The 15817-nt window shown below is 72.8% G+C and carries 12 protein-coding genes and 2 pseudogenes; 2 read left to right on the top strand and 12 right to left on the bottom strand.

What is annotated here, in order from left to right:
- Positions 1 to 28 precede the first annotated feature (28 nt).
- The 6 genes and pseudogenes from ACZ6A9_RS26605 to ACZ6A9_RS26630 form a co-directional block, all read right to left on the bottom strand.
- A pseudogene (locus ACZ6A9_RS26605) lies at positions 29 to 484 on the bottom strand (nitrilase-related carbon-nitrogen hydrolase); the annotation flags it as partial.
- Positions 460 to 648: pseudogene (locus ACZ6A9_RS26610) on the bottom strand (PucR family transcriptional regulator ligand-binding domain-containing protein); the annotation flags it as partial. The pseudogenes ACZ6A9_RS26605 and ACZ6A9_RS26610, both read right to left, overlap by 25 nt.
- Positions 649 to 677: 29 nt before the next feature.
- Positions 678 to 1964, bottom strand: coding sequence for an aspartate aminotransferase family protein (locus ACZ6A9_RS26615; protein WP_468989951.1), 1287 nt, complete (start codon positions 1962 to 1964; stop codon positions 678 to 680).
- Positions 1961 to 2803, bottom strand: coding sequence for a nitrilase-related carbon-nitrogen hydrolase (locus ACZ6A9_RS26620; RefSeq protein ID WP_468989953.1), 843 nt, complete (start codon positions 2801 to 2803; stop codon positions 1961 to 1963). Before ACZ6A9_RS26620 ends, ACZ6A9_RS26615 begins: the two co-directional genes overlap by 4 nt.
- A gap of 171 nt (positions 2804 to 2974) precedes the next feature.
- Positions 2975 to 4543 (bottom strand): hypothetical protein, encoded by a 1569-nt coding sequence (locus ACZ6A9_RS26625; protein WP_468989956.1) that lies wholly within the window; start codon positions 4541 to 4543, stop codon positions 2975 to 2977.
- Between the two features lie 123 nt (positions 4544 to 4666).
- A complete protein-coding gene (locus ACZ6A9_RS26630) occupies positions 4667 to 4930 on the bottom strand; it encodes a helix-turn-helix domain-containing protein (RefSeq protein ID WP_468989997.1) in 264 nt (87 codons plus the stop codon).
- A gap of 119 nt (positions 4931 to 5049) precedes the next feature.
- Here ACZ6A9_RS26630 and ACZ6A9_RS26635 point away from each other — a divergent pair, with 119 nt between their 5' ends.
- On the top strand, positions 5050 to 7578 hold the full coding sequence (locus tag ACZ6A9_RS26635; protein ID WP_468990000.1) for an ATP-dependent Clp protease ATP-binding subunit: 2529 nt from the start codon (positions 5050 to 5052) through the stop codon (positions 7576 to 7578).
- A gap of 46 nt (positions 7579 to 7624) precedes the next feature.
- Here ACZ6A9_RS26635 and ggt read toward each other — a convergent pair whose 3' ends face one another.
- Positions 7625 to 9442: a gamma-glutamyltransferase gene (gene ggt / locus ACZ6A9_RS26640; protein WP_468989958.1), complete on the bottom strand. Its 1818-nt coding sequence runs from the start codon at positions 9440 to 9442 to the stop codon at positions 7625 to 7627.
- A 152-nt stretch (positions 9443 to 9594) separates the two neighbouring features.
- On the opposite strand from ggt, the gene ACZ6A9_RS26645 reads away from it, so the two are divergent.
- Positions 9595 to 10350, top strand: coding sequence for a hypothetical protein (locus ACZ6A9_RS26645; RefSeq protein ID WP_468989960.1), 756 nt, complete (start codon positions 9595 to 9597; stop codon positions 10348 to 10350).
- 539 nt (positions 10351 to 10889) lie between these two features.
- Here ACZ6A9_RS26645 and ACZ6A9_RS26650 read toward each other — a convergent pair.
- The 5 genes from ACZ6A9_RS26650 to ACZ6A9_RS26670 all read right to left on the bottom strand — a co-directional run bounded on the left by ACZ6A9_RS26650 (position 10890) and on the right by ACZ6A9_RS26670 (position 15345).
- Positions 10890 to 11297, bottom strand: a complete 408-nt coding sequence (locus tag ACZ6A9_RS26650) for a DUF6278 family protein (protein ID WP_468989963.1) — start codon at positions 11295 to 11297, stop codon at positions 10890 to 10892.
- A 97-nt stretch (positions 11298 to 11394) separates the two neighbouring features.
- Complete coding sequence (locus tag ACZ6A9_RS26655) at positions 11395 to 12174, bottom strand: exodeoxyribonuclease III (RefSeq protein WP_468989965.1); 780 nt, start codon at positions 12172 to 12174, stop codon at positions 11395 to 11397.
- A 54-nt stretch (positions 12175 to 12228) separates the two neighbouring features.
- A complete protein-coding gene (locus tag ACZ6A9_RS26660; RefSeq protein ID WP_468989969.1) occupies positions 12229 to 12864 on the bottom strand; it encodes an MBL fold metallo-hydrolase in 636 nt (211 codons plus the stop codon).
- 34 nt (positions 12865 to 12898) lie between these two features.
- On the bottom strand, positions 12899 to 14212 hold the full coding sequence (pcaDC, locus tag ACZ6A9_RS26665; protein WP_468989971.1) for a bifunctional 3-oxoadipate enol-lactonase/4-carboxymuconolactone decarboxylase PcaDC: 1314 nt from the start codon (positions 14210 to 14212) through the stop codon (positions 12899 to 12901).
- A gap of 32 nt (positions 14213 to 14244) precedes the next feature.
- Positions 14245 to 15345 (bottom strand): IS110 family RNA-guided transposase, encoded by a 1101-nt coding sequence (locus tag ACZ6A9_RS26670; protein ID WP_468989974.1) that lies wholly within the window; start codon positions 15343 to 15345, stop codon positions 14245 to 14247.
- Positions 15346 to 15817: the final 472 nt, after the last annotated feature.

The following is a 15817-nucleotide window of genomic DNA, read 5'->3' on the forward strand; positions in this document are numbered from 1 at the left end:
GCTCCCTCTCCTCGCGTGGTCGGTGCTGTCAGGGTGCGGTCAGCGGCCCGTACGCGCCGGGCGCGCGGTCGCGGTAGAACTGCCAGCGGTCGCGTACGTCCCTGAGCTTCGCCAGGTCCAGGTCGCGGACGACGAGTTCGGTCTCCTTGTCGCTCGCCGGTTCGCCGGCGAACCGGGCCTCGGGGTCGACGAAGTAACTCGTGCCGTAGAAGTCGTTGTCGCCGTACTCCTCGACGCCCACCCGGTTGACGGCGCCGACGAAGTACTCGTTGGCGACGGCCGCCGCGGGCTGTTCCAGCTGCCAGAGGTAGCCGGACAGGCCGCGTGAGGTGGCCGAGGGGTTGAAGACGATCTCGGCTCCCGCGAGGCCGAGCGCGCGCCAGCCCTCGGGGAAGTGGCGGTCGTAGCAGATGTAGACGCCGATCCGGCCGGCCGCGGTGTCGAAGACGGGCCAGCCGCTGTTGCCGGGACGGAAGTAGAACTTCGCATCACCCCGACGTCGGCGGCCTCGGCGACGTGCACCCAGCGCACCGGCCGGTCCAGCCGGCCGGCGCCGGCCACCACCTCGGGCTCCCCGGCGAGCACCCGCTCCAGGGCGAGGACCTGCCGGACCGAGAGGGCCGGCGCCGGTGGCTCCCAGGTGGTCATGACAGCGTCCTTCTGTTCGGGTTCCGCTCCTACCGGATGCTCCGCAGGGCGCGTTCGAGGATGTCGGCGCCCTCCTCGGCCTCCGCGACGTTGAGGGACAGCGGCGGGGCGACGCGCAGGGCACTGGTGTCGTGTCCGCCGCCCTTGCCGATGAGCAGGCCGCCTTCGCGGGCCGCCTCCAGGACGGCGGACGCCGCCTCGGGGTCGGCCCGGTCGGTGCCGGGTCTCGTCAGCTCGATGCCGATCATCAGCCCGCGTCCGCGGACTTCCCGGACGGCCGGGACCTGGGCGGCGGCCGCCCGCAGCCGCTCGATGAGCAGCCCGCCGACCCGGCGGGCGTTGCCCTGCAGGTCGTGTTCGAGCAGGTAGGTGAGGTTGGCGAGGCCCGCGGCCATGGTGATCTGCGTGCCGCCGAAGGTGGAGATGCTGTTGGCGTCCAGGCAGTTCATGATCTCGGCGCGGGCGACGACCCCGCCGATGGACATGCCGTTGCCGATGCCCTTGGCGAAGGTCAGCATGTCGGGCGGGCCGCTGCGGCCGTGGGCCTGCCAGCCCCAGAAGTGCTCGCCGGTGCGGCCCCAGCCGGTCTGCACCTCGTCGGCGATCCACAGGATGCCCCGCTCGTGCAGCACCTCGCGGAAGGCCGCGTACAGCCCGTCGGGCGGCGAGGTGAAGCCGCCGACGCCCTGGATGGGTTCGGCGATCAGCGCGGCGGGCGGGCGGGTGTGTCCGAGGAGGTCCTTGAGGTCGTCGACGCAGGCCGCGACGTAGTCGTAGTCGTCCAGGGCGGCGAAGGGCCCCCGGGTGCGCACCCCGCCGTGCACGTAGAGCGTCTGCAGGGGGGAGAACGAGGTCGGGGACCAGCCGCGGTTGCCCGTGATGCCGACCGAGCTGAAGGAGCGGCCGTGGTAGCTGTTGCGCATCGCCAGGACCGTGTTGCTGCGCCGGTAGGTGGTGGCGAGCAGCAGGGCGGTGTCGTTGGCCTCGGTGCCGGAGGTGGTGAAGAACACCCGGGCGTCCGGGATGCCGCTCAGCTTGGCGATGCGTTCGGCGAGTTCGACCATCGGCCGGTTGAGATAGAGGGTGGAGGAGTGGACGATCCGCCCGGCCTGGTCGCTCACCGCCTTGGTGACCTCGGGCAGGGCGTGGGCCGTCATGGTGGTGAGGATGCCGCCGAAGAAGTCGAGGTAGCGGTTGCCGTCGGCGTCCCAGACGTGGCGTCCCTCGCCGTGGGTGATCTCGATGGGCTGCTCGTAGTAGAGGGCGAGCCAGTCCGGGAGCACGGAGCGGTGGCGGCCCAGCAGGTCGTCGGTCACGGCCGTACCAGCCCTTCGTAGGCGTCGGGGCGGCGGTCGCGGTAGAAGGCCCACTGCTGCCGCACGTCGTCGATGAGGCCGAAGTCCAGGTCGCGGACCACGAGTTCCTCCTTGCTGTCGCTGGCGACGTCGCCGACGAACTGTCCGCGCGGGTCGACGAAGTACGAGGTGCCGTAGAAGTCGTTGTCCCCGTACTCCTCCACCCCCACGCGGTTGATGGCGGCGACGAAGTACTCGTTGGCGACGGCCGCGGCGGGCTGCTCCAGTCGCCAGAGGTGGGACGACAGACCGCGGTGCGTGGCGGACGGGTTGTAGACCAGCTGTGCCCCGTTGAGGCCGAGTTGCCGCCACCCCTCGGGGAAGTGGCGGTCGTAGCAGATGTAGACGCCGACCTTGCCGACTGCCGTGTCGAAGACGGGCCAGCCAAGGTTGCCGGGACGGAAGTAGAACTTCTCCCAGAAGCCCTTCACCTGGGGGATGTGGTGCTTGCGGTACTTGCCGAGGACGGTTCCGTCGGCGTCGATCACGGCGGCGGTGTTGTAGTAGTGGCCCGGCTGTTCGACCTCGAACACCGGCACGACGACCACCATGCCGGTCTCGCGGGCCAGTTCCCGCATCCGGCGCGTGGTCGGGCCGTCGGGCACGGGCTCGGCCCAGCGGTAGTGCTCGGGGTCCTGGACCTGGCAGAAGTAGGGGGCGTTGAACACTTCCTGGAATCCGATGACCTTCGCGCCCCGCCGGGCCGCCTCGCGGGCGTGCTCCTCGTGTTTCGCGAGCATGGACTCGGTGTCGCCGGTCCAGGTCGCCTGGACCAGAGCGGCACGTACGACGTGGGTCATGAGCTGCTCCTTCGACGCGACGTCAGCGCCTCTACACCCGTAGAAACGGGTCGTAGAGGGACGAACGTAAGCCCCTCGGACGACCTTGCCAAGACCATCGTCGTCGAGGCCGCGCGAGTCGATCGCGTTTGACACCCCGGTGGGTGAGCCGGCCGGGCCGCCGGCTCCCGGTCAGACGGTGAGGCCCGCGACGCGCAGGGCGTGGAGCAGATCCCGGTGCCGCGTCTCGGAGACCCCCCGGGACACGGCGAGGAGCAGCGGGACGAGCCGGCGCGGATCGGCGGCGGCCACGCGGGCCGCGTCCGCCGGGGCGCGCATGCGGACGCAGGCGTCGAGCAGCGCCCGCGCCTCGCGGTGCCGCGCCTGGGCGTCCAGGGCGAGCGCGGCCCGCCCGATCTCGTCCGCCGGGCGCAGGACGCCGTGCCTGAGGAGCTGCTCGCCGTCCGCGGTGCGGCCCGCCCCGGTGAGGGCGTCGGCGGCGGCGGCGAGCCGGTCGGCGGGCAGCGCGGCTGCGGCCTCCCACAGCAGTGTCGTCCAGTCGGCGCCGAGCCCGGCCCGCAGCATCGCGTCGGCGAGCAGCGGGAACCGTACGGTGGACGAGGCCGCGGCCTCGGTCAGCAGCGCGTGGGCCTCCCCGCTCCGTCCCTCGCCCCGCAGCCGCGCGAGCTCGGCGACGGTACGGCCGACCTCCTGCCGGTCGGCCGCGCCGCCGGGCCGCTCGCCCCAGGGTTCCGCGCCGTCGCCCGGCCTCTCGGCGGCCCCGGCGAACCGCGCCCCGCGCGCGGCGGGAGCGGCGGACACGGCGGCGGGCACGGCGACGGGCGGCGTGACGACGGCTTCCGCCTCCCCGTCGCCCGCACCGGCGAACCGCGCGCCTCCTCGCCTCCGCCCGCGCGCCCGGGCCGCGGGCCGCTCGGGGGCGGGGGCACCGGGTCCGCCGGAGGCCGGAGCCCCGGCCTTCTCCGGGAGCGGGCTCTTCGCGCTCGCGCCGAAGGGGCCCGGTCCGGCAGAGGAGGCCCGTACGTCCCGCTCCCGCGCCATCTGGTCCCGCCCCGCCGCGGGGAACGAGCCGGGACCGGCGGAGGACACCGGTGCGTCGCGCCCGCCGGGGGCCGGACGCTCCCCGCGTGCGCCGGCCGGGTCCCGTTCGGCGGCGGACGTACGGCCGGGTCCGGGGGCGCGGAGGTGGCTCTCGTGCGGTGCGGGCGGTGGGGGTAAGGGTTGTGCCCGGGCGGTGTGCCGGCCGAGGGAGCGGAGGCGGGCCGTGATCTCCGCGCAGCGGGCCACCGCGCGCCGGTGGTCGTCGTCGGCCCAGGCCAGGTCGGTGCGCAGGGCGCGGGCCTCCTCAAAGGTGGCGGCGGCGAGCTGGCGGGCGAGTCGCGTCCTGCGCTGCGCCGCGTACCGCTGCTCGCGCAGCACGGCGTCCAGCCGGCCGTTCAGGGCCTCCCGCGCGCCGGGCCGGGCGTCGCGGGCGGCCAGCGCGGCCGTGTGCAGGGAGCGGGCCGTCGGCAGCTCGGCCTCGGCGACCGCCGGACCGTGTGCGGCGGCGAGGTCGTGGAGCAGGGACTCCACCACGTCCCAGGGCGGCGGTTCACGCCCCTCGACGCAGGCCCGCATGCCGTCGGGGTCCCGCTGCCGGAACACCGGACACCAGCCGCCGTACCGGTCGACCCGCGCCAGCAGAGACCGCAGATAGTCCGCGAACTGCCGCATCTCGTCCGGGAGTTGCTCCGCCTTCATACCCAACTCCCGCCAGATCCGGAGTACTCGGATCCGTAGGTAACACCCGTCGTGTTACGGCGGCGCTACGGAGAGTTTTCCGGCGGGATGCGGCCCGGCTCAGGCGGCGGGAGGCCGCCCGGCTCAGGCGGCGATCGACGCGCTCGGCGGCGCGCAGCGGCCCACCAGTGCGTCCATGGACAGGCCGAGCTCGGCCGCCAGGGCGGCCACCGTGAAGAACGCGGGGGTCGGGGCCCGGCCCGTCTCGATCTTGCGGAGGGTCTCCGCGGAGAGGCCGGCGCCCGCCGCCACCTCGGTCATGCTGCGGCTGCCGCGCGCCTCGCGCAGCAGCCGGCCGAGCCGCTCGCCGCGTTCGCGCTCTTCGGGGGTCAAGGGGGTGCGCACCATCGCCGTGCCCGCGCCGGCGAACATGCCCGCCCCGACGGATCGTGTCATCGTGGGCATGAGCGAGCCCCGGCCGGGTTACCCGGCCCCGGCACGTCGACCCAGCGAAGGAACGGATGACGATGACGAGTGGTTTCGTCGGCCCGGAGGGTGACCCGTTCGCAGAATTCCTCGCCCGCTTCTTCGGCGGACAGCGCCCCCGCCAGATCGACATCGGCAGGCTCCTCAGCCAGCCCGCACGGGAACTGGTGCGCGGCGCCGCCCAGTACGCCGCCGAGCACGGCAGCCGTGACCTGGACACCCAGCACCTGCTGCGCGCCGCCCTCTCGGCCGAGCCGACCCGGAGTCTGCTCAGCAGGGCGGGCGCCGACCCGGACTCGCTGGCGTCCGAGATCGACGACCGGTCGGGCCCCGTCCAGCACGCCCCGGGCGACGCCCCGCCGCCGACCTCGCTGTCCCTCACCCCCGCCGTCAAGCGCGCGCTCCTGGACGCGCACGAGATGGCCCGGGCGAGCGGTGTCGGCTACATCGGCCCGGAGCACGTGCTCAGCGCCCTCGCCGCCAACCCGGACTCGGCCGCCGGACACATACTGCACGCGGCCCGCTACGCCCCCGCTCCCCCGCCCGAGGCACCGGAGACCCAGCAGCCGCGGGCCGAGCGCCCCCGCCCCGCCACGGGCACCCCGACCGTGGACAAGTACGGCCGTGACCTGACCTCGATGGCCCGCGAGGGCCGCATCGACCCGGTGATCGGACGGGAGGACGAGATCGAGCAGACCGTCGAGGTGCTCTCCCGGCGCGGCAAGAACAACCCGGTGCTGATCGGTGACGCGGGCGTCGGCAAGACCGCGGTCGTCGAAGGGCTGGCCCAGCGGATCACCGAGGGGGACGTGCCCGACGTGCTCCTCGGCCGGCGCGTGGTCGCCCTCGACCTCACCGCGGTCGTGGCCGGAACCCGCTACCGGGGCGACTTCGAGGAGCGGATGAACACCATCGTCGAGGAGATCCGCTCCCACTCCGACCAGCTGATCGTCTTCATCGACGAACTGCACACGGTCGTCGGCGCCGGTGGCGGCGGCGAGGGCGGTTCGATGGACGCCGGCAACATCCTCAAACCGGCCCTGGCCCGCGGCGAGCTGCACGTCGTCGGGGCGACCACGCTGGAGGAGTACCGCCGCATCGAGAAGGACGCCGCGCTGGCCCGCCGCTTCCAGCCGATCATGGTGCCGGAGCCGACCTCCGCGGACGCGATCGAGATCCTGCGCGGGCTGCGGGACCGCTACGAGGCCCACCACCAGGTGCGCTACACCGACGAGGCGCTGGTGGCGGCCGTGGAGCTGTCCGACCGCTATCTGAGCGACCGGCGGCTGCCGGACAAGGCCATCGACCTCATCGACCAGGCGGGCGCCCGGGTGCGGCTGCGGGCCCGGACCAAGGGCACGGACGTACGGGCCATGGAGCGCGAGGTCGAACAGCTGACCTGCGACAAGGACCAGGCGGTCGCCGACGAGCAGTACGAGCAGGCCATGCGTCTGCGGGACCGCATCGGGGAGCTGAAGGAGCGGATCGTCCAGGCCGGTGGTGAGGACGAGGTCGACGAGGGACAGAGCCTGTGGGTGGACGCCGAGGCGATCGCCGAGGTGGTGGCCCGGCAGACCGGCATCCCGGTCAGCCGCCTCACCGAGGAGGAGAAGGACCGGCTGCTGGGTCTGGAACAGCACCTGCACCAGCGGGTCGTCGGCCAGGAGGAGGCGGTGCGGGTCGTCTCCGACGCCGTGCTGCGCTCCCGCGCGGGGCTCGCCAGCCCCGACCGGCCCATCGGCAGCTTCCTGTTCCTCGGGCCGACGGGCGTCGGCAAGACGGAGCTGGCGCGGGCGCTCGCCGAGGCGCTGTTCGGCAGCGAGGACCGGATGGTGCGGCTCGACATGAGCGAGTACCAGGAGCGGCACACGGTCAGCCGGCTGGTGGGCGCCCCGCCCGGCTACGTGGGGCACGAGGAGGCAGGTCAGCTGACCGAGGTGGTGCGCCGGCACCCGTACTCGCTGCTGCTGCTGGACGAGGTGGAGAAGGCCCACCCGGACGTGTTCAACATCCTCCTGCAGGTGCTGGACGACGGGCGGCTGACCGACTCGCAGGGCCGCACGGTGGACTTCACCAACACGGTCATCGTGATGACCAGCAACCTCGGCTCCGAGGCGATCACCCGGCGCGGCGCCACCCTCGGTTTCGCGTCCGGCGGGGCGGACGCCGACGAGGAGGCGCGGCGCGAGCAGATCCTGCGGCCGCTGCGGGAGCACTTCCGGCCGGAGTTCCTGAACCGCATCGACGAGATCGTGGTGTTCCGGCAGCTTTCCTCACAGGAGCTGCGGAGGATCACCGATCTGCTGCTGGAGGGCACCCGGCGCGGGCTCAAGGGGCAGAACATCGCGATCGACTTCACCGACGCGGCCGTGGACTGGCTGGCCGAGCGCGGCTACCAGCCCGAGTACGGCGCCCGGCCGCTGCGCCGCACCATCCAGCGGGAGGTCGACAACCAGCTCTCGCGGCTGCTGCTGGACGGCCGCGTCCGGGACGGCGGCCGGGTGACGGTGGACGCGCAAGACGGGCGCCTGACGTTCCGTACGCAGGAGACGTCGGCGCCCGAGCTGTGAGCCGTACGCGCGGGGCGCCTCCCGGGTGGGGGCGCCCCGCGCGGGGCTAGCGTGCGGGACGGACCACCATCGCCGAGCCCCCTCCCCTGCGGACCTTCTCGGCCGCCGCGAGCCACGTGCCGTCCGGCAGCCGCTGGACGGCGGTGGTGGCGCCGATCTCCGGGTTCTCCCGGAAGGAGTGCCCGATCGCTTCCAGACTCCTTCGCACCTCACTGTCGTACAGGCCGGGTTCGAGGTCGGTCTGCGCGGTGTTGCGCTGGCTGGCGCGCGGCGCGGCGATCGCGTCGGGCAGGGACAGTCCGCGGTCGAGGAAGCCGGTGAGGGTCCCCAGCACGGTGGTGATGATGGTGGAGCCGCCGGGCGAACCGAGCGCCACCACCGGCCTGTCGTACCGGTCGAGCACGATCGTCGGCGCCATCGACGACCGGGGCCGCTTGCCGGGGCCGGGCAGGTTCGGGTCGTGCACCGCCGGGTTCGCCGGGGCGAAGGAGAAGTCCGTCAGCTCGTTGTTGAGCAGGAAGCCGCGGCCGGGCACGGTGATGCCGCTGCCGCCGGTCTGCTCGATGGTGAGGGTGTAGGCGACGACGTTGCCCCACCGGTCGGCGGTGGTGAGGTGCGTGGTGCTCTCGCCCTCGTACGTCGTCGGCGCGGCCGTGCCGCCGGTGGCGCAGGGCTCCGGGTCACGGGGATCGCCGGGGGCGAGGGGACTGGTGAGGACGGCGTCGTCCTCGATGAGGCACGCGCGCGCGTCGGCGAACCGCTGGGAGAGCAGTTCCTTCGTCGGTACGTCCTCGAAGGCGGGGTCGCCGACCCAGCGCCCCCGGTCGGCGAAGGCGACGCGGCTCGCCTCGATGAGGCGGTGCAGGTACCGCACGTCACCGGCCCGGGACAGGTCGGTGCGTTCCAGGATGTTGAGGGCCTCGCCGACCGTCGTACCGCCGGAGGAGGAGGGCGCCATGGAGTAGACGTCCAGGCCCCGGTAGGACGTCTTGGTGGGCGCCTGGGACCTGACACGGTAGGCGGCGAGGTCGCGCGCGGACAGGTCGCCCGGGCGGGCGTTCCAGCCGGAGCCGGGGTCCACGGGCGGCTCGTTGACCGTGTCGACGACGTCCCGGCCGATGGCGCCCCGGTACAGGGCGTCGACGCCCTCGCGGCGCAGCTCCCGGTAGGTGCCGGCCAGGTCGGGGTTCTTGAAGGTGGATCCGACGACCGGGAGTTCACCGCCGGGGAGGAACAGCTCGGCGGTGTCGGGGAAGTGACGGAAGCGCGCCTCGTTGGCGGCTGTCTGCGCGCGGAAGGTGTCGTCGACCGTGAAGCCCTCGCGGGCGAGGCGTTCGGCGGGCTCCAGGACCGTGCTCAGACCGCGCTTGCCCCATCTGTCGAGCGCCCGCTGCCAGGTGGCGGGCGTGCCGGGGGTGCCCACCGAGAGACCGCTGGTGACGGCTTCGGCGAACGGGATCGGCTCGCCGCTCTCCAGGAACAGACCGGAGTCGGCGGTCAGCGGGGCGGTCTCCCGGCCGTCGAGGGTGTGCACGGTGCGGGAGCGGGCGTCGTAGTGGACGAAGTAGCCGCCCCCGCCGATGCCGGCCGAGTAGGGCTCGGTGACGCCGAGCGCGGCGGCCGTGGCGACGGCCGCGTCGACGGCGTTGCCGCCCTTGCGCAGCACCTCGATCCCGGCGGCCGAGGCGTCGGCGTCGACGCTGGAGACGGCGCCCCCGTGGCCGACGGCCACCGGGACCTTGGGGGCGTGCGGGGCAGGCCGGGCGGGCCTGTCGTGCTCGGCGGGCGGCGCGAAGGCCCCCACCGACACCACGGCGGCACCGGCCGCCAGGACTGCGAGTTTCCGTGCCACGGGACGACGCATCCGCACCTCCGGTAAAGGGCCGTCCGCGCAGCTTAGTTCGCCGCCATGCTCGCGTCAGGTAGGTCCTGGGTGTGCCGTGCCGGGTGTCGGGGGCGGGTCCGCCACCCGTGTGTCGAACACGGGTTTGCGCCGGACCGCTAGCATGCGCGCCCATGACCGACGACGTACGCAACATCGTTCTGGGCGTGGTGGCCGCGGGCATCAGTGCCGCGCTGGGCTGGATCGCCCGTACCTACCTGTGGAAGCGCAAGCTCAGGCGCAAGCAGGCGTTCTTCGGCCTGCCGGAGAACTCCGAGTCGCTGCTCGTCGTCAACCGCGACCCGGCGGCGGCGGAACCCGCGGTGCACCGCTTCGACGTGTTCGCGCTGCTCGAGCTCTCCGCGCTGATCAAGGACTGCGGGGCGCACGTCCAGATGGTCACGCAGGACGCGGCGCACCAGGGGTTCGGCGAGCGGACCGAGTTCTGCGTGGGCGGCCCCGGTTCGAACCGGCGGATGGTGGCCCACATGGCGGCGATGCTGCCCGGGGTGCGGGTCAACATCGACCCGGAGCCGGGCCCGGACCGGGGTGCCTTCCAGATAGGCCCCGACCGCTACCGCATGGACCCGGGCGTCACCGAGTACGTCCTGCTGGCCCGGCTGACCGCCGGCGAACAGCACGAGGCGCGGCCGGTGTTCCTGTTCTGCGGCCAGCGTGCGATCACCAACCAGGCGGCCACCCGCTATCTGGCCCGCAACCACGAACGGCTGGCCCGCAAGCACGGGTCGAACTCCTTCGTCCTGCTGCTGAAGGTGATCAACTCGCAGGCCTACGGGCCCGATGTGGTCGAACTGGTCGGCGACGTGACCCGGCAGGCGCGGGCGCCGCTCGCCGCTCCCTCGCCGCGCGCGACGCACCGGGCGGAGTGAGACGGGCAGGCACCCCCGCCCGGCGCGCAGCTGACCTTCTGCCCGTGGGCGGACGATCCGTCGTGTGTGACGGTTCGCCGCCCGGACAGTGATCTCCGGCTGCCGCCGGACGGGTCCGGCCGATGTGACCGCCGCCCCACGGGCGGGGTCCGCGGTGGACCCTCCCGGCGACGGCGTCCGCGCTCCTGCCGCGCGAAGTCCCCTCCCTGGAGAGGACGGAGGAAACATCGTAGTCCAGGTCCGTGCGAACGGGTCCCGGCGCGTTCCCCGCCCGGTGTCCGGGGGCCGTTCGACGGGAACTTCCCGGCCCGGCCGCCGCCCGGTGCGCCGGGGAACCCGCCGGGCGTGGCGCACGGCCTCCGGACGGTGCGTCGCCGTCCACGGATCGGTGACCATACCGTCCCCGGCGTGTCCCGGCCGGTGGCGGTCACCGCGACGGGGGCGGGGAGCGCGACGGGGACGGCGCGCATCCGGCCGCCATCAGCCGTGTGCGCGGCCGGCGTTGCGACGGACCGGTCACGGGCCGGCCGGCCGCGCGTTCAGTCCTCCGCGACCTCCGCGTAGAGCTGGGACAGCTCGGGCACTCCGCTCGCCGCCCACTGGTGTCCCGAGTCCACGACGTCGAACTCCCGGCCGGAGACGAGCCGTACGACCGGCTGACCGTCGCCGCGGATCTCCCAGGCGGCCCCCGGCACGGTGCGCACGATGACGGTGCCGAGGTAGAGCCCCGCGTCATTGCCCAGCCAGGCCGACCGCTCCTCGTCGTCCCGCCAGCCCGGCACGAGTTGGTCCAGCGCCCCCAACGAGGCCGGGGAATCGTCCAGTCGGATCCCCGCCCGGTACGCCTGGGAGCGCAACAGCTCGCATTCGGCGAGGAGTTCGGCGATGCCCTCGGGACCGGGAACCCCGCCCTTCCGGCGCCTGTTGCCCAGGAAAGGGATATTCATACCTCCAGCCTGTCATTCGTACCGCCGCGTGCACCACAGGCGCGCGGGGGCCGGTCGCCGGCCGTCGGCGCTCCGTCACACGTCGAGGTCCACTCCGTCACACGTCGAGGTCCACCACGACCGGCGCGTGGTCCGAGGCGCCCTTGCCCTTGCGCTCCTCACGGTCGACGTAGGAGTCGGTGACCGCCTTCGCGAACGGCTCGTTGCCGTAGACCAGGTCGATGCGCATGCCCCGGTTCTTGGGGAAGCAGAGCTGGCGGTAGTCCCAGTACGTGTACGGGTGCTCGTACTTGAGGGGGCGCGGCACGACGTCCGACAGGCCGGCCTCGCGCAGGGAGGCGAGGGCGGCCCGCTCGGCGGGAGTGACGTGGGTGGAGCCCTCGAACGCGGCCCGGTCGTAGACGTCGTCGTCGGTCGGGGCGATGTTGTAGTCCCCCAGGACCGCGAACGGGCGACCCCCGGCCGCGTCGCCGGCCACGGCCGCCTTCAGCGCTTCGAGCCACTGGAGCTTGTACGCGTAGTGGGGGTGGTCCACCTCGCGCCCGTTCGGCACGTAGACCGACCAGACGCGGAGGGAGCCGCAGGTCGCCGCGACGGCGCGGGGCTCTGTGGAGCCGTCGTAGCCGGGGTCGCCCGGCAGTCCCTTGACGACGTCCTCCAAGCCGACCTTCGAGAGCACCGCCACGCCGTTCCACCGGCCGGTGGCGTGCACCGCCGACTCGTAGCCCAGCTCACGCAACTGCTCCACCGGGAACTGGGCCTCGGCGACCTTGGCCTCCTGGAGGCACAGCACGTCCGTGCCGCTGCTCTCGAGCCAGGCCAGGAGCCTCGGCAGACGGGCGGTGATCGAATTCACGTTCCAGGTGGCGATGCGCATGTCCCCCAACCTACCCGGAGGGTCCGACAACGTCCGGCCCCTCCGCCCTCCGGGTCACAGCTCGGCCACACCGCCCGGGGCGAGCCGCAGGTGCTCCGCACCGCCGAGGGCGCCGATCTGACGGTCGTAGATCGGGCGGGCCAGGTCGGTGAGCAAGGCGTCGTGGATGTCGTAGGCGCGCAGCGGCTTCACCTCGCGGACGTAGTCGATGACCTCGGAGATCTTGTTCCAGGGGGCCATGACGGGCAGCATCAGCGTCTCCACGGGACGTCCGGGGACGGTCAGCGCGTCACCGGGGTGGAACAGCGTCCCGCCGTCGACGAGGTAACCGACGTTGGTGACGCGCGGGATGTCCGGGTGGATCACCGCGTGCAGTTCGCCGTGGACCTCGATGTCGAAGCCGGCGGCCGTGAAGGTGTCGCCGTGCCCGACGGTGTGCACGCGGCCCGGGAACGCCGCCGAGATCCGGTCCGCGACGGACTTCAGCGTCCAGATCGCGGCCGCGGGATTCGCCTCCAGCGCCGCCCGCAGCCGGCCTTCGTCGAAGTGGTCGGGGTGCTCGTGCGTGACCAGGACGGCGTCCGCGCCGACGGCGGCGTCCTCCTCGCTGAACCCTCCGGGGTCCACGACGAGGACGCGGCCGTCCTTCTCCAGCCGGACGCAGGAGTGCGACTTCTTCGTGAGCTTCATGCTTCCATCCTGCCCCCGCGCGCGGCGGCCCGGCTCACTCCTGGGGCGTGGTCTCCTCGCGGACGACCTGCTGCGCCACCCGGAAGGCCCGGTTCGCCGCCGGGACGCCGCAGTAGACGGCGGTCTGGAGCAGCACCTCCTTGATCTCGGCCGGGGTGAGCCCGTTGCGCAGGGCGGCCCGGATGTGAACGGGCAGCTCCTCCACGTGGCCGCCGGCGACGAGGGCGGTGAGGGTGACACAGCTGCGGGTGCGCCGGTCGAGCCCCGGACGGTCCCACACCTCGCCCCATGCGTAACGGGTGAGGAGTTCCTGGAAGTCGCCGGAGAACTCGTCGGTCTGCGCCAGCACCTGGTCGACGTGCGCGTCGCCCAGCACCTCCCGGCGGACCTTGATCCCGCTGTCGTACCGGTCGGGTCTGCCGTGCGGCTGCTGCGGCACCGCCGCCGGGGCGATCTCGGCGACGGGGGCCGGCTGCGCGGGGGCGACGGCCAGGACGGGCTGCCCGGGCACCGCGAGCGCCGCCGCCGCGGGCAGCGCGGTCTGACCGGTGGCGGACTCGAAGGCGGGCTGCCAGGCGGTGGAGAAGTGCCGCACCAGCAGGTCGGTGACGGCGGCCGGCTGCTCCACCGGCACCAGGTGGGACGCGCCGGGCACGACGGCGAGCCGGGCGTCCGGTACGCCGGCGACCAGGGTGCGGGCCTCGGCGGGGCCGGTGACCTGGTCCTCGGAGCCGACCAGCACCAGGGTCGGCACGCCGACGCTGCCGAGCTCGGCACGCACGTCGAACGAGGCGAGCGCCTCGCAGGCGGCGATGTAGCAGCCGGGGTCGGTGGTGCGCACCATCTGCACGGCCCACTCGGTGATCGCGGGCTGGGCGGCGGCGAAACCGCCGGTGAACCAGCGTTCGGGCGCGGAACGGGCGATCGGGTCCAGTCCGTTGGTCCGCACGATCACCCCACGGCGGCGGAACTCGTCCGCCGTGCCGAAGCGGGGCGAGGCGGCGATCACCGCGAGCGACGCGAGCCGCTCGGGGCGGCGCAGCGCCAGCTCGATGCCGATCGCGCCGCCGAGCGCGCAGCCCGCGTAACCGAAACGCTGGACGCCGAGGCTGTCGAGGGTGGCGAGCAGCCGCGCGGTGAGATCGGCGACGGAGCCCGCGGGATGGGCGGGGGCGCCTCCGTGTCCCGGCATGTCGAACCGGAACACACGCCACTGCTTCGTCAGCTCGGGAACCTGCCGGTCCCACATGTGCCATGTGGTACCCAGTGAGGGACCCAGGATCAGGACCGGAGCGTCTTCTGGCCCGTCAAAGCGGTATTGCAGGGTGTTGGGTGGTGTCTCGCTCACGCCCCAGACCCTCTCACGTCTCACGGACGCCCCTATAACGCAGGGGTGCGGGAAGCCGGTCTGACCAGGTTGAAGACCTCGCGGGCTGCGTATCGCTTGAGGCATCGGATGATTTCACGTCGGGTCTTGCCCTCCTGGGTGCGGCGTTCGTAGTACTCCTGGGTGCGTGGGTCGTGACGCAGGCGGGTGAAGACGATGCGGTGCAGGGCGGCGTTGGCCTGCCGGTCGCCGCCGTGGTTGAGCCGGCGCGTGCTCCGCCGGCCGGAGGAGTACTCGATGGGGCTGACTCCGCAAAGGGCAGCAAAGGACCCCTCGGTGTTGAGCCGCTCCGGGTTGTCTCCCATGGTGATCAGCAGGGTGACGGCGCTGTCCGGACCGATGCCCACCGGTACGAGCAGTTGCGGCGCGTGGCGTTCGACGAGCCGGGTCAGTCGCTGGTTCAGCTCATTGATCTGTCCGGTGAGCTGCTCGATGCGTTCGGCGAGCATGCGTAATGTCATGTGGGTGGCCTGGGCCACCGCGTCCTCGTCTCCCCCACCACCGTCGTGCGGGCCGAGGCGCGCACAGGTGCGGAACAGCTCGGCGTTGCCGAGGCTCGACATGCGTTCCCGCAGGGCGGGGTCGGCGATGACCAGGACGGCCTTGAGCTGGTTGATCGCCTGGGTGCGGGCCTTGACCGCGGAGTCCTTGGCGAGTTTGTAGATCCGGGCGCTGTGCACCGGATCGTCGCCGGATTTCGCCCGGGCTCGGGCGCGACCGCTGAGCACGGCTCGCGCTGCGGCCTGGGCATCGAGCGGGTCCGACTTGCCGAGCAGCCGGCGGGCCGAGCGGTCGGGCCGGTTCACTTCGAACACCTGAATCTGCTGAGCGAGCAGATAACGGGACGGGCCCGCGCCGAAGGTGCCGGTGCCCTCCACGCCGGCCCGGCGCACCGTCCCCCGCTTCCGGGCCCAGACAAGCAGTTGTCGGTAGCCGGCCGCAGTCGCGGGAAAGGACTCGGTTCCCAGGACCTTCCCGAGCGGGGAGATCACGGCGGCGACATGCACCTCGCCGTGCGTGTCCACGCCCAGGACGACCTCGCGCCGAACGAGAGGATCCGTGCTCGAGGAGGTGCTGCATTGTCGGGTCTTCATGGTGGTCGTCCTCCCACGTGATGACGTGCTGGCTGGGTGGATGGCACCGGCCTGCTCGGGCGGTCTAAACCGTGATGGCGCCTGATCGTGGCAAGGCCCCTATTGGGACACGCCCTGTGGCTCGGTGGCAGGCAGCATCCCGCGACGACAGTCGACAGGTCCGTGACTGGACACTTCGGTCATAGATCTCACGAGTCAGACCCCGTCCGGGATGTCGCTGCACAACCATCCCATCGAACCCGGCACAGCGGCATGACTCGATCATTGCCGGATGGCTTCGCCCGAACCGATGCTCAATCTGATTAGGCGGATTGACAAGGCGTTGCCTTTCGTCCACTCCTGACCGGTATTGACGGGGAGGCGTCACGCAAGGAGGTAGTGAGCCTTTTCCAACCTCAGGTTGAGGCGTGACGAAGGGCGGGGATCGTCTTCACGATGGCGGTGACTCGGTTGGTGCTACAGCGGAGTTTCC

It is taken from the genome of Streptomyces sp. NPDC041124 (genome assembly GCF_055592385.1).

What these genes read in the sequence shown, in the direction of transcription:
- ACZ6A9_RS26635 (WP_468990000.1), top strand. Translation starts at nt 5,050, where the DNA reads ATGACGAGTGGTTTCGTCGGCCCGGAGGGTGACCCGTTCGCAGAATTC.
- ACZ6A9_RS26655 (WP_468989965.1), bottom strand. Translation starts at nt 12,174, where the DNA reads ATGCGCATCGCCACCTGGAACGTGAATTCGATCACCGCCCGTCTGCCG.
- ggt (WP_468989958.1), bottom strand. Translation starts at nt 9,442, where the DNA reads ATGCGTCGTCCCGTGGCACGGAAACTCGCAGTCCTGGCGGCCGGTGCC.
- ACZ6A9_RS26660 (WP_468989969.1), bottom strand. Translation starts at nt 12,864, where the DNA reads ATGAAGCTCACGAAGAAGTCGCACTCCTGCGTCCGGCTGGAGAAGGAC.
- ACZ6A9_RS26650 (WP_468989963.1), bottom strand. Translation starts at nt 11,297, where the DNA reads ATGAATATCCCTTTCCTGGGCAACAGGCGCCGGAAGGGCGGGGTTCCC.
- ACZ6A9_RS26620 (WP_468989953.1), bottom strand. Translation starts at nt 2,803, where the DNA reads ATGACCCACGTCGTACGTGCCGCTCTGGTCCAGGCGACCTGGACCGGC.
- ACZ6A9_RS26625 (WP_468989956.1), bottom strand. Translation starts at nt 4,543, where the DNA reads ATGAAGGCGGAGCAACTCCCGGACGAGATGCGGCAGTTCGCGGACTAT.
- ACZ6A9_RS26645 (WP_468989960.1), top strand. Translation starts at nt 9,595, where the DNA reads ATGACCGACGACGTACGCAACATCGTTCTGGGCGTGGTGGCCGCGGGC.
- ACZ6A9_RS26670 (WP_468989974.1), bottom strand. Translation starts at nt 15,345, where the DNA reads ATGAAGACCCGACAATGCAGCACCTCCTCGAGCACGGATCCTCTCGTT.
- ACZ6A9_RS26630 (WP_468989997.1), bottom strand. Translation starts at nt 4,930, where the DNA reads ATGGTGCGCACCCCCTTGACCCCCGAAGAGCGCGAACGCGGCGAGCGG.